Raw genomic sequence first — 13,874 nt, 5'->3', positions numbered from 1 at the left:
AGCGTGGCATAGGAGGATGGCTTCCTGGCCCAGGCGGCGTATCAATAGGCTCATCCCAGGACATAACAAGAACGAATGCCTAGCAGGAGAGCAGTATGAAGCAGACGCAGTACGTGGCCCGCGAGCCCGACGCGAACGGTTTTATCGACTACCCGCCCGAAGAACACGCGGTGTGGAACACCCTGATCACGCGCCAACTGAAAGTGATCGAGGGCCGCGCCTGCCAGGAATACCTGGACGGCATCGACAAGCTCGGCCTGCCCCACGACCGCATTCCACAGCTGGCGGAAGTCAACAAAGTGCTGGCCGAGACCACGGGCTGGCAAGTCGCCCGGGTGCCGGCGCTGATCCCCTTCCAGACTTTTTTCGAATTGCTCGCCAACAAGCAGTTTCCGGTGGCGACGTTTATTCGTACCCGTGAAGAGCTGGATTACCTGCAGGAACCGGACATTTTTCACGAGATCTTCGGCCATTGCCCACTGCTGACCAACCCCTGGTTCGCGGAATTCACCCACACCTACGGCAAGCTCGGCCTGGCCGCCACCAAGGAACAGCGCGTGTACCTGGCGCGCCTGTACTGGATGACCATCGAGTTCGGCCTGGTGGACACGCCCGAAGGCCGGCGCATCTACGGTGGCGGCATCCTGTCTTCGCCCAAGGAGACCGTGTACTGCCTCTCGGACGTGCCCGAGCATCAAGCCTTCGACCCGCTCGAAGCGATGCGCACGCCGTATCGCATCGACATTCTGCAACCCGTGTACTTCGCCCTGCCCAACCTCAAGCGCCTGTTCGAAGTGGCGCAGGAAGACATCATGGGCATGGTCGAACGCGGGATGCAGTTGGGGCTGCACGCACCGAAGTTCCCGCCCAAGCCAAAAGCGGCTTGAACTGCGGCTTTTAGGGCCAGGTGAGTCTGTTCCCTGGCCCCGCGTTGCTTTAGGGTGACGCTACTGACGACCGTTTCCAAATACTCGATTTCAGGAATACCCACATGACCACGTTGAACCAAGCCCACTGCGAAGCCTGCCGCGCCGACGCCCCGCAAGTCAGCGACGAAGAGTTGCCGGTGCTGATCAAGCAGATCCCCGACTGGAACATCGAAGTACGCGATGGCGTGATGCAGCTGGAAAAGGTCTTCCTGTTCAAGAATTTCAAATTCGCCCTGGCCTTCACCAACGCCGTGGGCGTGATCTCCGAAGCTGAAGGCCATCACCCGGGCCTGCTCACCGAATGGGGCAAAGTCACCGTGACCTGGTGGAGCCACTCCATCAAGGGCCTGCACCGCAACGACTTCATCATGGCCGCGCGCACCGACGAAGTGGCCAAGGATGCCGAGGGCCGCAAGTAATGCATTTCGACGCAATTGGCCGGGTGCCCGGAGACCCGATCCTCGGGCTGATGGAGCTGTATGCCCAGGACCCGAACCCGCTCAAGTTCGACCTCGGCGTGGGCGTGTACAAGGACGACCAGGGCCTGACGCCGATCCCGCATTCGGTGAAACTGGCCGAGCAGCGCCTGGTGGAGCAACAAACCACCAAGACCTACATCGGCGGCCATGGCAACGCCGCGTTCGGCTCGCTGATCAGCGAGCTGGTGCTGGGCGCCGGTTCGCCACTGCTGAGTGAACGCCGCGCCGGCGCCACCCAGACGCCTGGCGGCACCGGCGCGCTGCGCCTGAGCGCCGACTTTATCGCCCACAGCCTGCCCGGCCGTGGCGTATGGCTGAGCAACCCGACCTGGCCGATCCACGAAACCATCTTCGCCAAGGCCGGGCTCAAGGTCAGCCATTACCCGTACGTGGGCAGCGACAATCGTCTGGACGTAGCGGCAATGCTGGCCACCCTGTCGACGGTGCCTGAGGGCGATGTGGTGCTGCTGCACGCCTGCTGCCACAACCCGACCGGTTTCGACCTGTCCCACGATGACTGGCGCCAGGTGCTGAAGATCGTCCAGGAACGTCAGTTGCTGCCGCTGATCGACTTTGCGTATCAGGGTTTTGGCGATGGCCTGGAACAGGATGCATGGGCGGTGCGGCTGTTCGCGGCTGAGCTGCCTGAAGTGCTGATCACCAGTTCCTGCTCGAAGAACTTCGGCTTGTACAGCGACCGTGTCGGCGCGTTGATTGTGTGCGCGGCGGACGCCGAGAAACTGACGGATGTGCGCAGCCAGCTGGCGTTTATTGCGCGTAACTTGTGGTCGACGCCGCCGGACCATGGTGCTGCTGTGGTGGCGACGATTCTCGGTGACGCCGGGCTGAAAAAGCAGTGGGCCGAGGAAGTTGAAGCGATGCGGGCGCGGATTGCGCAGCTGCGTTCCGGGCTGGTGGAGGCGTTGGCGCCCCATGGGTTGTCGGAGCGGTTTGCGCACATCGCGGCGCAACGCGGGATGTTTTCCTATACCGGGTTGAGTGCGGACCAGGTGAAGCAACTGCGGGACAAGCACAGCGTGTATATGGTCAATTCCGGGCGTGCGAACGTGGCGGGGATTGATGCGACGCGGTTGACGTTGTTGGCAGAAGCGATCGCGGATGTTTCCCACACCTGACTGAAGAAACCGGCTCCAAATGTGGGAGCGGGCTTGCTCGCGAATGCGGTGGGTCAGTCGAATTATCTGGTGACTGACCCACCGCATTCGCGAGCAAGCCCGCTCCCACATTTAGACCGAGTGAGTCTGTGGGTTTGAGGCTCAGCCCGCGACCATTTCGGCTTTGAGCTGTGCCTCTTTCGCCTGGGCATCCGCCAATCGATACAGCTCGATATGCCCGTCCCAGTGCTCGATCAGCGCCGTGCACGACTCCACCCAATCCCCGCAATTGAGGTAGTCCACCTCGCCCACCTTGCGAATCTCCGCATGGTGGATGTGCCCGCACACCACACCATGCAGCTCGCGCTTGGTCACTTCGTGGGCGATCGCTTCTTCAAAATCACTGATAAAGCTCACCGCCGTCTTGACCTTGTGCTTGAGGTACGCCGACAACGACCAATAGCCGTAGCCATAACGCGCCCGCCAGTGGTTCAACCAGCGGTTGAGCGTGAGGGTGAATTCGTAGGCCGAATCGCCGAGGAACGCCAGCCAGCGGTGGTACCGGGTGATCACGTCGAACTGGTCGCCATGGATCACCAGCAAATGCCGGCCATCGGCAGTCACGTGCACCGCTTCGTCCACCAACTGGATATTGCCAAGGATCAGCTTCGAATAACGCCGCAGGAATTCATCGTGGTTGCCGGTGACGTAGATCACCTCGGTGCCGCGCTTGCTCATGGTCAGCAGGCGGCGGATCACGTTGGTGTGGGCCTGGGGCCAATACATGCCACTGCGCAGCTTCCAGCCGTCGATGATGTCGCCCACCAGGTAGACCTTGTCGGCGTGGTAGCCCTTGAGGAAATGCGAGAGGTGTTCGGCCTGGCAATCCCGGGTGCCCAAATGCACGTCGGAAATCCACAGGGTACGCACGCGTTGCTTGCGGCTGGGTTTGGCGAGTTCGGCGCTGGTCATGGGCATGCCTCACGGTGTTTTCGCGAGCTTGCGCCCACGGGATTAATAGCCCATGACAGTGTTGCGTCAGTCTGATGACAGCGCCCACAGGCGGCGAAGCGATGTAAACTGCAGGCCTGCCCAGGAGACTGCGATGAGACCCAACCTCACGCTACGCCACTACCCCGATGCGCCTATCGCCCATAGCCACGACCATGCACAGCTGGTGTTTGGCCTGTCCGGGCACCTGGACTTCGAGGTGGATGGCCGGGGCGGCCAGGTGCAGCACAGCAGTGTGATGGTGCTGCCCTACTCCGCCCATCACGCGTGCCGCAGTCGCGATGGCAGCCGCTGCCTGGTGCTGGACGTGCCCGATGAGCACTGGCTGGCGCAGTCCCTGGGCGAGCATGCCGACGCCAGCCGCCGCTTGCTCGACCGGTGCGCACACCTGACCCTCGACAATCGCCAAAGCCAACTGGTGCAATGGCTGGCGAGCAGCCCGGTGGACGACCCGCTGATCGCCCAGCAAGGCGCCGTGTTGCTGCTGGCCAGCCTCAACCTTGCGCAGCCGCCGGTGGGCAAGCGCCTGCCCTATGCCGCGTTCGATGCGCATATCCAGCGGCACGCCGCGCACCCACTGCAAGTGGCGGACCTGGCGAAGCTCGCCGACCTGTCCGTCGCCCGCCTGCATGCACGGTTTATCGCGGAAAGCGGGCAGACGCCGATGGACTACATACGCACCCGGCGCTTGCAGATGGCCCGCGGCCTGTTGCGCGACAGCCAGCTGCCGATCGGCGAGATTGCCGCGCGGGTGGGCTATGGTTCGCAAAGTGCATTTGCTGCGGCGATGTTGCGCGAGTTTGGCCTCTCGCCCCGAGCCTTCAGACGAGCACCGCCCGGTGGGGAGCTGGCTTGCCTGCGATAGCATCACCGCGCGCTATCTGAACGACCGAGTTGTCTGCATCGCAGGCAAGCCAGCTCCCACAGGGATCTTCACCGAGCAAGAGTCCTGCGACAAAAGCCGCGAGCCCAACGACAGACGTGAATGCCTGCAACCCTCTAGACTGCGATCCTGTAAACCCGTCGTTTAAGGATCGCAATGACTCCCCGCACAGCCCTCGGCGCCCTGCATATCGGCGCATTGATGTTTGGCCTCACTGGTGTGTTCGGCAAACTGGCGGCCGCTTCGTCGGCGATTATCGTGTTCGGCCGCGCCGCGTTCGCGGTCATTGCCCTGGCGATCTTTGCGCGCTTTGCCAGCAACACGCCCTGGCAGAAGCTGCAAGCCCGCGACTGGCGCCGCCTGCTGGTCAGCGGCCTGCTGCTGGCCGGGCATTGGGTGAGTTTCTTTATTGCGGTAAAGGTCGCCGGTGTGGCCATCGCCACCCTGGGCTTCGCCACCTTCCCGGCGTTCACGGTGATTCTCGAAGGCCTGATTTTCCGCGAGCGGATTCGCGCCAACGAGATCCTGCTGGTGGTGCTGGTGAGCATCGGCCTGGTGCTGGTCACGCCGGATTTCAATCTCGCCAGCCAGGCCACCAGCGGCTTGCTGTGGGCGGTCGGCTCCGGGTTGTTGTTCTCGCTGCTGTCGTTGAACAACCGCGCCAGTGGGCGCATCCCGCCGGTGCAGGCCGCCTTGTGCCAGAACGTGGTGGTAGCGCTGTGCCTGTTGCCCGTCGCCGCGCCCGGGCTGGCCGAAGTGCGACCACTGGACTGGCTGTGGATCGGCCTGCTCGGGGTGTTCTGCACCGGCCTGGCCCATAGCCTGTTTGTCGCCAGCCTCGCGGTGCTCAAGGCGCGCACGGCGGCGGTGGTGTTTGCCATGGAGCCGGTGTACGGCATCACCGCGGCCTGGCTGCTGTTTGCTGAAACGCCAACCCTGCGCATGCTGATGGGCGGCGCGCTGATCATCGTCGCCATCGTGGTGTCCGGGCTGATGGGCGGCGCCAAACCGGCCAAGCAGCCGGCCACCACGGCCGAGGTTCACTGAGTACGGTCGTTATGCCCCAGGTCCCGTTGCGGGTCGATCTGGTCGCGCACTCTTTGCTTGAGCACCTTGGCTTCCGGGAAGCCACCGTCGGCCTTGCGTTCCCAGATCTGCACACCGTCGCAGGTAATCCGAAACGCACCGCCGGTGGCCGGCTCCAGGGCCACTTTGCCGAGGTCATCGGCGAACGTGCTCAGCAATTCCTGGGCCAGCCAGGCGGCGCGCAGCAGCCACTGACACTGGGTGCAATAGGTGATGACAATCTCGGGCTTGGCCGCTGACATGAATTGACTGGCTCCTGCTTGGCGGGTTGAAAGGATCGAGTGGCTATAATACCGGCCTTTATCGTCCTGCCTTGAGATTGATGATGCGCCGCCTGTTGTCCTGCCTGTTGCTGTGCCTGTTCCCTGTCCTCGTCCAAGCCGTCGAAAATCCGCGCCCGAAGATCGGCCTGGTCCTCTCCGGCGGTGCCGCCCGTGGCCTGGCGCACATTGGCGTGCTCAAGGCCCTGGAAGAACAGGGCATCCACATCGATGCGATTGCCGGCACCAGCATGGGTGCGGTGATCGGCGGGCTGTACGCCTCGGGCTACAAGATCGACGAGCTGGAAAAACTCGCGCTGAACATCGACTGGAAGCTCGCCCTGTCTGACGCGCCACCGCGGGAAGACGTGCCATTCCGGCGCAAGCAGGATGACCGGGATTTCCTGGTCAAACAGAAACTCAGCTTCCGCGACGACGGCAGCCTCGGCCTGCCACTGGGGGTGATCCAGGGTCAGAACCTGGCCTTGCTGCTGGAAAGCATGTTCGCCCACACCAGTAACGTGCGGGATTTCGACAAGCTGCCGATCCCCTTTCGCGCCGTGGCCACCGACATCACCAGTGGTGAAAAAGTGGTGTTCCGCAAAGGCCACCTGCCCCAGGTGATCCGCGCCAGCATGTCGATCCCGGCGGTGTTTGCCCCGGTGGAGCTGGATGGCCGGCTGCTGGTGGATGGCGGCATGACCGATAACATCCCGCTGGATGTGGCGCGGGAAATGGGGGTCGACATCGCCATCGTCGTCGACATCGGCACCCCGCTGCGCTCACGCAAGCAACTCAACACCGTGGTGGACGTGCTCAACCAGTCCATCACCCTGATGACCCGGCGCAATTCCGAAGAACAACTCAAGGCCCTGGCGCCCCGCGACGTGCTGATCCAGCCGCCCCTGGCCGCCTACGGGGTGACGGATTTCGGGCGCGCCAAGGACATGATCGACGCGGGCTACCGCGCCACCCGCGCACTCGACGTGCGCCTGGCGCACCTGCGCCCGGCCGAACCGGTGGACCCGTCGCTGGTGGCCGCGCGAACGCCTGGCGAGCGCAACCCGGTGATCACCGCGATCAAGGTAGAGAACGACTCCAAGGTGGGCGACGAGGTGATCCGCTACTACATCCGCCAGAACCTCGGCGAGCCCCTGGACTTGGCCCGCCTGCAAACCGACATGGGCACTCTGTACGGCCTGGATTACTTCGAACAGGTGCAATACCGCGTGGTGAAAAAGGGCAAGGACAACACCCTGGTCATCAGTGCCCGGGGCAAACGCAGCGGCACCGACTACCTGCGCCTGGGCCTGAACCTGTCGGATGACATGCGCGGCGACAGCGCCTTCAACCTCGGCGCCAGCTACCGCATGAACGGCATCAACCGCCTCGGCGCCGAATGGCTGACGCGGGTGCAGATCGGGGACAAGCAGGAGCTGTACAGCGAGTTCTATCAGCCGATGGACACCGGTTCACGCTACTTCGTCGCGCCCTATATCAGTGCCCAGGCACAGAACGTCGAACTGATTGAAGACAATAACCCGATCTCCGAATACCGCCTGGAACGCTACGGCTTCGGCCTGAACGTGGGCCGGCAGATCGGCAACAGCGGCGAGATTCGTTTCGGCGTCGGCGAGGCCTGGGGCAAGGCGGATGTGCGCATTGGCGACCGGAATTCACCGAGCATCAACTTCAGCGAGGGTTTCTATGAGCTGAAGTACTCCTTCGACTCGTTCGACAACGTGTACTTCCCCCATACCGGCGAAGACATTGGCCTGGCCTTCCGGGAGTTCGAACCGGGGCTGGGTTCGGACCAGCGCTATCGCCAGTGGGAGTTCAAGCTGGACAAAGCCATGAGCAGCGGGCCGGACACGCTGATCCTCGGCGGGCGCTATGGGCGCACCCTGGATAAGTCGGACGTGGTGATTTCCAGCTTCCTGCTGGGGGGCGCGCGGCAGTTGTCGGGCTTCCGGGAGGATGCGATTGCCGGGCAGAACATTAGCCTGATGCGCGCGGTCTACTATCGCCGGCTGACGCCGCGGTCTTATTTGCCGCTGGATTTCCCGTTGTACCTGGGCGCGTCACTGGAGCGAGGGCGGGCTTGGAACAACGACAATGAATACGACAGCGGGTACATCAACGCCGCCAGTATTTTCCTGGGGTTTGATACGCCGCTGGGGCCGTTGAATTTCAGTTATGGGTTTAACGATGACAGTCAGCAGGCGGTGTACCTGAACCTGGGGCAGACGTTCTAATCTACGCCACAAAACCCATGTGGGAGCGGGCTTGCTCGCGAAGGCGGTGTGTCAGTCAGCACATATATTCACTGACACTCCGCCTTCGCGAGCAAGCCCGCTCCCACATTTTTGATCTTCTGTGTACTTGGGATCAGGACTTCTCGAGATTTCCGAGGATGTGTTCATGCACCCGCATGCACACCCGCAGATCCTCTTCATCGACACCCACAAACAGCTCATGGCGCAAGGCCGTGGCGATGGTCTCGATCTGCTCGATCAGCGGCTTCGCGGTGTCGCACAGCACAATGCGCTTGGCGCGGCGGTCTTCCACCACGGCCTGGCGTTGCACCAGGCCCTGGCTTTCCAGGCTGTCGAGCAAACGGGCCAAGGTGGGCCCCTCTACCCCGACACTCTGCGCCAGCTCACGCTGGGTAGGCGGTTCGGTAAAACGGGCCAGGTGCAGCAGCACCAGCCAGCGTGCCTGGGACAGTCCCAAACCTGCCAAGCGGCGATCCAGCTCGGCACGCCATCCTCGGGACATATGCGCCAACTGCATGCCAAAACGGTGTTGATCGGTTAACGGCATAAAAAACTCATGGATTAGACTGAAAATAAAGTGTGGCTAATTATTAGTCAGCTAAGCATGACCCATGCCAGTAGGCAAGACCCGGTATGTACTGATTCGTTACATTGTCGTAATTGGCACATCAAATCTCGAATTCCGACTGCAAAGCGGCCCTTACGCAGTACAAAACGCCCTCGGGAACGCGGCCGGTAAACAGCGGCGCAATCTCGGAAACGGGTGGCAATTCGCCTTCTCCATCCAGGAATGCATCCTGGATTTCACCGAGCAAATCTTCCGGCAGATCAAGGGCCTGCTCCAACGACAACTGCTGCTTGCCAATGGACTCGGCGAGCAAGGTGTAGACGTTCTTTTCCGAGCACTGCAGCTGCCCGGCAATCTGGATCGGGGTCATGCCGGCACGGGCGAGGCTGATCAACTCGTGGCGGATGTCGGCGACCTCTTTCGGCGCCTCGACCTGGCCGCCGAGCACTTCGAGGAAGGCCTGGCCATAACGCTCCAGCTTGCGCGCACCGACGCCGCTGACCCTGGCCATCTCGCCGAGGGTAGTGGGATGGTCGCGAAGCATTTCCAGCAAGGTGGAGTCCGGGAAGATGACGTAAGGCGGCACGCTGTGTTCCTGCGCCAACTTCTTACGCAGCGCACGCAGGGCTTCCCACTGTTCGCGCTCTTCGAAACGCACCAGTTGGCTGGCCTGGCTGGTGCTGCTCTTGGCGGTGGTTTGCGGCTTGAGGTCGCGGCGCAGCTCCAGGCTGACTTCGCCCTTGAGCAGCGGCCGGCAACTGTCGTTCAGGCGCAGGCCGCCGTAGCCTTCCAGGTCGATGTCCACCAGGCCACGGGCGACCATCTGCCGGAACAGCGAGCGCCACTCACCTTCGGCGCGAGCCTTGCCCACACCGTAGACCGAGAGTTTTTCGTGGCCGAAGCTGCGAATCTTTTCATTGTCCTTGCCCAGCAACACGTCCACCAGGTGGCCGACGCCATAGCGCTGACCGGTGCGGTAGATCGCCGACAACGCCTGGCGCGCCGGCTCGGTGGCGTCCCAGGTCTGCACGCCGTCCACGCAGTTGTCGCAGTGGCCGCAGGGCTTGGGCATGTCTTCGTCGAAGTAGGCGAGCAAGGTCTGGCGACGGCAGCGGGTTTCTTCACACAGCGACAGCATCGCGTCGAGCTTGTGCTGTTCCAGGCGCTTGTGGCGCTCGTCGCCTTCGGAGTTCTGCAGCATCTGCTTGAGCATCACCACGTCTTGCAGGCCGTAGACCATCCACGCATCCGCCGGCAGGCCGTCACGGCCGGCACGCCCGGTTTCCTGGTAGTACGCCTCAAGGGATTTGGGCAAATCCATGTGGGCCACGAAGCGCACGTTGGATTTGTCGATGCCCATGCCGAACGCGATGGTGGCGACCATGATCAGGCCTTCCTCGTTGAGGAAGCGCTTCTGGTGGTAGGCCCGCAGTTCGTTGGGCAAACCCGCGTGATACGGCAGTGCCGGGTAGCCTTGTTCACTGAGGAATGCGGCGACCTCATCGACCTTCTTGCGCGACAGGCAATAGACAATGCCGGCGTCGCTGCGCCGATCGGAGAGGAACGCCAGCAGCTGCTTGCGCGGCTGTTCCTTGGGCACAATGCGGTAAAAGATATTCGGCCGGTCGAAGCTCGAGAGGAAGCGCTCGGCGTTCTGCAGGTGCAGGCGCTCGACGATTTCTTCGCGGGTGCGCTTGTCGGCGGTGGCGGTCAGGGCGATGCGCGGGACGTTGGGGAACAGTTCCGCCAGTTGGCCCAGTTGCAGGTATTCACGACGGAAATCGTGGCCCCATTGGGACACACAGTGGGCTTCGTCGATGGCGAACAGGGCGATTTCCAGGCTCTGCAGGAACGCCAGCATCCGTGGCTGCACCAGGCGCTCGGGGGCGAGGTAAAGCATCTTCACTTCGCCGCGCTTGATCCGGGCGGCGAGGTCACGCTGCTGTTCGGCGCTGAGGGTGGAGTTCAGCGAAGCAGCCGCCACGCCGAGCTCTTCAAGGGTGGCCACCTGGTCGTCCATCAGGGCGATCAACGGCGACACCACCACCGCAAGCCCTTCCCGCAGGAGTGCCGGTACCTGGAAGCACAGCGACTTGCCGCCGCCGGTAGGCATCAGCACCAGGGCGTCACCGCCATTGGCCACGCGCTCAATGATCGCACCCTGGCGGCCACGAAAACTGTCGTAGCCGAAGATGTCCTTGAGGACGCGTTGAGCCTGCTCGAGCATGAAAAACTCCAAATATCGCCGAAATCCCTCTGTACAGGCTGGTCGAAAAAGCACGCTTGAGCGGGAAATAATCCGTAAGCGAACTTTTCCCGCGACTGGCGCTTGGCCTGCAGGGGCATCACAAAACGCGGCAGTATACCCGAGCGTTACCCGGCAAAGGGTGCCGTTGGTGAATTGCCGCCGGGCTCAAATACCTCTCAAATCTGTGCTGCGGCTGGCCTGGCAGCTCAAGAAAGCCTAGAATTGCCCATCGTTTATTCCCAAGGTAGTCCGTCAATGTCCTTCGCTGAGCAACTAACCCGCCTGCAAGCCTTCCTCGATGCCGATGAGCTGCACGACGAGGCGCTGGACTACGTGGCCGCCCACGGCTATCTGACCGCGCTGTCGATCTGCTCCGATGTCGTTCCCGACCGTGAATGGATCGACGCCCTGTTCTCCGAAGAGCCTCACTACAGTGATGCCGCCCAGCGCGAAGAAATCGAATCGACCCTGCTGGCCCTCAAGGCTCACATTGGCCGCCAACTGGCTTCCGATGAAGAGTTCGAACTGCCTTGCGACCTGGACCTGGGCGAAGACCCGGACGACTCCGAACTGCGCGGCTGGTGCATCGGTTTCATGGAAGGCGTGTTCCTGCGTGAAGAGGCCTGGTTCGAAACGGCTGAAGAAGAAGTCAGCGAAATGCTGCTGCCGATCATGGTCGGTTCCGGCCTGTTCGACGAGCAACCTGAGTTCTCCGACATCGCCGCCGACGCCAACCTGATGGACGACATGATCGTTCAGATCCCGGAAGCGCTGACCGCCCTGTACCTGCTGTGCAACGCACCTGACGAAAAGCCGGCGATCCTCAAGCCTCGCCACCACTAAGACCGTTGCCCGTGGAGCCCATGGGCAACCGTTCCGCGATCCTGCGTTACGTTCTGCTAGCCATCGGCTGGTTGAGCGTGGCGCTCGGGGTAATCGGCATCTTCCTGCCGGTGCTGCCCACTACCCCCTTCCTTCTGCTGGCTGCCGCCTGCTTTGCCCGTAGCTCCCCGCGCTTCTACCACTGGCTGGTGGAACACCCGCGCCTGGGGCCGTGGATCCGTGACTATCTGGATGGCAACGGGATTCCGCTCAAGGGCAAGGTGTATGCCATTGGGTTGATGTGGGTGAGTATCGGGTTTTCCTGCTACCTGGTGCCGCTGATCTGGGCGCGAGGGTTCATGCTGACCAGTGCGGTGTTGGTGACGGTTTATATTTTGCGGCAGAAGACCTTGCCCAAGGCACCGCAGGACTAAATGTGGGAGCGGGCTTGCTCGCTCCCACATTTTTAATCCAGTCGCTTCAGAGGGATCAACGCATCGGCGGCAAGCCATACGCCGCCAAATCAAAGTCAGCCAACTTGCGAATAATCTGGTCGGCATGGTGGTACTTGCTGTCCGCCATCGCCTCATCCGGCACCGCAATCGCGGTCATGTGCGCAGCCTTCGCCGCTGTCACGCCAAACGGCGAATCCTCAAACACCAGGCAATCCTCCGGTGCCACACCCAAGCGGCGCGCCGCCGTCAGGAAGATATCCGGCGCCGGCTTGGCCGCCCCGACCTCCGGGTCATCCGCCGTGACGATGGTGTCGAACAGCCCAAACCACTCACGGTGCAACGTGGTCTTGTGGCCAAACGAGTTGCGCGACGAACTGGTGCCCACGGCAATCGGAATGTTATGCGCCTTCAAGTGCCGCACCAGCGCCTCAGCACCCGGCATGCCCAAGGCCTTGGGGAAACGCTCGCTCATCAGCGGCTCGCGGATCACCAGGAATTCTGCGGGGGTAATCGGCAGGTCCAGCGCCTTGACCACGTAATCCGCCAGGTCCTGGGCGCCGCGACCAATGATGTGCTGCTTGATCCCCCAGTCATAGGTACGGCCATAGCGTTCGGCGATGATCTGTGTGACTTCGGTGTAGATGCCTTCTGTGTCCAGCAACAACCCGTCCATATCGAAAATGACAGCCTTGATCGGGACAGCGGTACGCGGTGCATTCATCACTACAGATCCGTGGGCAAAAGGACTAAAAGGATTCAGCACAATAACGGCCAGCGTTACCTGCAAGCAACCGTTACGGCCTTGTGCCGAATCCAGTCAGTGCTTCACTCGGGAAAATCCGCCCCCTCAGTTACCTCAGCCCACGCATCAAAATCCGCACTCAGCGCCTTCACCTTGGTCCGCGCAAAGGTCAACGCAGCCTTGCCCAGCAACAGGCGCAATGGCGGTTGCTCAGCCTCCACCGCCTTGACGATGGCAATCGCCGCGCGCACCGGATCACCCGGCTGCTTGCCGCTGTAGTTGCGAACCATATTGGCCCGTGCCACCGCCGTTTCCTTGTAGTCGGCAATCCCGTGAGCCGCCTCGTTGGCCGAACGCCCGGCCCAGTCGGTGCGGAACGGGCCCGGCTCGACCAGCAACACCTTGATCCCCAACGGCGCGACTTCCTGGGACAGCGCCTCGGAAAGGCCCTCCACCGCAAACTTGGTCGCATTGTAGAAACTCAGCGACGGGAACGCCGCCACACCGCCCACCGAGGAAATGTTCACGATGCTGCCCGAGCGCCGGGCGCGCATGCCGGGCAAGGCCGCGCGGGTCATGGCGCTCAAGCCCCACACGTTGATTTCGAACATGTTGCGCACGTCATCCAGGTCGCTTTCTTCGAAGGAGCCGAAGTAGCCGACACCGGCGTTGTTGACCAGTACGTCGATATGGCCGAAACGTTCTTCAGCTGCTTTGACAGCCGCCTCGACCTGGGCCTGGTCGGTAACGTCCAGCGTCAGGACCAGCGCGTTTTCTTCGTGACCGGCAACGATGTCCTGCACCTGCTGCGGATTACGCGCGGTGACCACAGTCGGGTAGCCGAGGCTCAGGGTGTGCAACGCCAGCTGACGGCCGAAACCGGTGGAGCAGCCAGTGATGAACCAGACGGGTTTTGCGGTGGAAATCGTCATAAAGGGCCAATCCTCGTGTGTGTAGGAAAAGTATGCGCGCCGCTGTTCTTGCTAAAAAGATGCATAAT

Annotated in this window: 14 protein-coding genes; 8 read left to right on the top strand and 6 right to left on the bottom strand. The window is 62.1% G+C overall.

Going from position 1 to position 13,874, the window contains the following annotated elements:
* The first annotated feature begins 95 nt into the window (after positions 1-95).
* The 3 genes from phhA to ACIOMR_RS05280 all read left to right on the top strand — a co-directional run bounded on the left by phhA (position 96) and on the right by ACIOMR_RS05280 (position 2,544).
* Complete coding sequence (gene phhA, locus ACIOMR_RS05290) at positions 96-887, top strand: phenylalanine 4-monooxygenase (protein WP_003214615.1); 792 nt, start codon at positions 96-98, stop codon at positions 885-887.
* Between the two features lie 104 nt (positions 888-991).
* Positions 992-1,348: a 4a-hydroxytetrahydrobiopterin dehydratase gene (locus ACIOMR_RS05285; protein ID WP_003214616.1), complete on the top strand. Its 357-nt coding sequence runs from the start codon at positions 992-994 to the stop codon at positions 1,346-1,348.
* A complete protein-coding gene (locus ACIOMR_RS05280; protein ID WP_102604680.1) occupies positions 1,348-2,544 on the top strand; it encodes an amino acid aminotransferase in 1,197 nt (398 codons plus the stop codon). Before ACIOMR_RS05285 ends, ACIOMR_RS05280 begins: the two co-directional genes overlap by 1 nt.
* A gap of 141 nt (positions 2,545-2,685) precedes the next feature.
* Here ACIOMR_RS05280 and ACIOMR_RS05275 read toward each other — a convergent pair whose 3' ends face one another.
* On the bottom strand, positions 2,686-3,495 hold the full coding sequence (locus ACIOMR_RS05275; RefSeq protein WP_003214618.1) for a UDP-2,3-diacylglucosamine diphosphatase: 810 nt from the start codon (positions 3,493-3,495) through the stop codon (positions 2,686-2,688).
* Positions 3,496-3,628: 133 nt separating this feature from the next.
* Here ACIOMR_RS05275 and ACIOMR_RS05270 point away from each other — a divergent pair, with 133 nt between their 5' ends.
* Positions 3,629-4,399 carry an AraC family transcriptional regulator gene (locus tag ACIOMR_RS05270; RefSeq protein ID WP_401192699.1) on the top strand — a complete coding sequence of 257 codons (771 nt, stop codon included), beginning with the start codon at positions 3,629-3,631 and terminating at the stop codon, positions 4,397-4,399.
* Between the two features lie 174 nt (positions 4,400-4,573).
* Positions 4,574-5,464, top strand: coding sequence for a DMT family transporter (locus ACIOMR_RS05265; protein WP_401192696.1), 891 nt, complete (start codon positions 4,574-4,576; stop codon positions 5,462-5,464).
* Here ACIOMR_RS05265 and ACIOMR_RS05260 read toward each other — a convergent pair.
* A complete protein-coding gene (locus ACIOMR_RS05260) occupies positions 5,458-5,745 on the bottom strand; it encodes a SelT/SelW/SelH family protein (protein WP_003214624.1) in 288 nt (95 codons plus the stop codon). The genes ACIOMR_RS05265 and ACIOMR_RS05260 overlap by 7 nt on opposite strands.
* Positions 5,746-5,828: 83 nt before the next feature.
* Between ACIOMR_RS05260 and ACIOMR_RS05255 the strand changes: the two genes are divergently transcribed.
* On the top strand, positions 5,829-8,018 hold the full coding sequence (locus ACIOMR_RS05255; RefSeq protein ID WP_003214625.1) for a patatin-like phospholipase family protein: 2,190 nt from the start codon (positions 5,829-5,831) through the stop codon (positions 8,016-8,018).
* A 133-nt stretch (positions 8,019-8,151) separates the two neighbouring features.
* On the opposite strand, the gene ACIOMR_RS05250 is transcribed toward ACIOMR_RS05255, so the two are convergent.
* Together ACIOMR_RS05250 and recQ are read right to left on the bottom strand one after the other, a co-directional pair.
* Entirely contained in the window at positions 8,152-8,586 is a 435-nt protein-coding gene (locus ACIOMR_RS05250) for a MarR family transcriptional regulator (protein ID WP_004371158.1), read from the bottom strand.
* 121 nt (positions 8,587-8,707) lie between these two features.
* Entirely contained in the window at positions 8,708-10,834 is a 2,127-nt protein-coding gene (gene recQ, locus ACIOMR_RS05245; RefSeq protein WP_004371161.1) for a DNA helicase RecQ, read from the bottom strand.
* Positions 10,835-11,110: 276 nt separating this feature from the next.
* Between recQ and ACIOMR_RS05240 the strand changes: the two genes are divergently transcribed.
* Positions 11,111-11,698, top strand: coding sequence for a YecA family protein (locus ACIOMR_RS05240; RefSeq protein WP_004371163.1), 588 nt, complete (start codon positions 11,111-11,113; stop codon positions 11,696-11,698).
* 20 nt (positions 11,699-11,718) lie between these two features.
* Complete coding sequence (locus tag ACIOMR_RS05235; protein ID WP_177008388.1) at positions 11,719-12,111, top strand: YbaN family protein; 393 nt, start codon at positions 11,719-11,721, stop codon at positions 12,109-12,111.
* Positions 12,112-12,166: 55 nt separating this feature from the next.
* Here the strand turns inward: ACIOMR_RS05235 and ACIOMR_RS05230 are convergent, their stop codons facing one another.
* Both ACIOMR_RS05230 and ACIOMR_RS05225 read right to left on the bottom strand, forming a co-directional pair.
* Positions 12,167-12,853, bottom strand: a complete 687-nt coding sequence (locus tag ACIOMR_RS05230; RefSeq protein ID WP_004371166.1) for an HAD-IA family hydrolase — start codon at positions 12,851-12,853, stop codon at positions 12,167-12,169.
* Positions 12,854-12,957: 104 nt separating this feature from the next.
* Positions 12,958-13,806, bottom strand: coding sequence for an oxidoreductase (locus ACIOMR_RS05225; protein WP_307520324.1), 849 nt, complete (start codon positions 13,804-13,806; stop codon positions 12,958-12,960).
* Positions 13,807-13,874 lie beyond the last annotated feature (68 nt).

The sequence above is a fragment of the Pseudomonas sp. NPDC087814 genome, from assembly GCF_044742865.1.
Lineage (GTDB): Bacteria > Pseudomonadota > Gammaproteobacteria > Pseudomonadales > Pseudomonadaceae > Aquipseudomonas.
This window is presented reverse-complemented; position numbering and strand designations above follow the sequence as displayed.

Coding starts and splice junctions, on each gene's coding strand:
- phhA (WP_003214615.1), top strand. CDS start 96: ATGAAGCAGACGCAGTACGTGGCCCGCGAGCCCGACGCGAACGGTTTT.
- ACIOMR_RS05285 (WP_003214616.1), top strand. CDS start 992: ATGACCACGTTGAACCAAGCCCACTGCGAAGCCTGCCGCGCCGACGCC.
- ACIOMR_RS05280 (WP_102604680.1), top strand. CDS start 1,348: ATGCATTTCGACGCAATTGGCCGGGTGCCCGGAGACCCGATCCTCGGG.
- ACIOMR_RS05275 (WP_003214618.1), bottom strand. CDS start 3,495: ATGACCAGCGCCGAACTCGCCAAACCCAGCCGCAAGCAACGCGTGCGT.
- ACIOMR_RS05270 (WP_401192699.1), top strand. CDS start 3,629: ATGAGACCCAACCTCACGCTACGCCACTACCCCGATGCGCCTATCGCC.
- ACIOMR_RS05265 (WP_401192696.1), top strand. CDS start 4,574: ATGACTCCCCGCACAGCCCTCGGCGCCCTGCATATCGGCGCATTGATG.
- ACIOMR_RS05260 (WP_003214624.1), bottom strand. CDS start 5,745: ATGTCAGCGGCCAAGCCCGAGATTGTCATCACCTATTGCACCCAGTGT.
- ACIOMR_RS05255 (WP_003214625.1), top strand. CDS start 5,829: ATGCGCCGCCTGTTGTCCTGCCTGTTGCTGTGCCTGTTCCCTGTCCTC.
- ACIOMR_RS05250 (WP_004371158.1), bottom strand. CDS start 8,586: ATGCCGTTAACCGATCAACACCGTTTTGGCATGCAGTTGGCGCATATG.
- recQ (WP_004371161.1), bottom strand. CDS start 10,834: ATGCTCGAGCAGGCTCAACGCGTCCTCAAGGACATCTTCGGCTACGAC.
- ACIOMR_RS05240 (WP_004371163.1), top strand. CDS start 11,111: ATGTCCTTCGCTGAGCAACTAACCCGCCTGCAAGCCTTCCTCGATGCC.
- ACIOMR_RS05235 (WP_177008388.1), top strand. CDS start 11,719: ATGGGCAACCGTTCCGCGATCCTGCGTTACGTTCTGCTAGCCATCGGC.
- ACIOMR_RS05230 (WP_004371166.1), bottom strand. CDS start 12,853: ATGAATGCACCGCGTACCGCTGTCCCGATCAAGGCTGTCATTTTCGAT.
- ACIOMR_RS05225 (WP_307520324.1), bottom strand. CDS start 13,806: ATGACGATTTCCACCGCAAAACCCGTCTGGTTCATCACTGGCTGCTCC.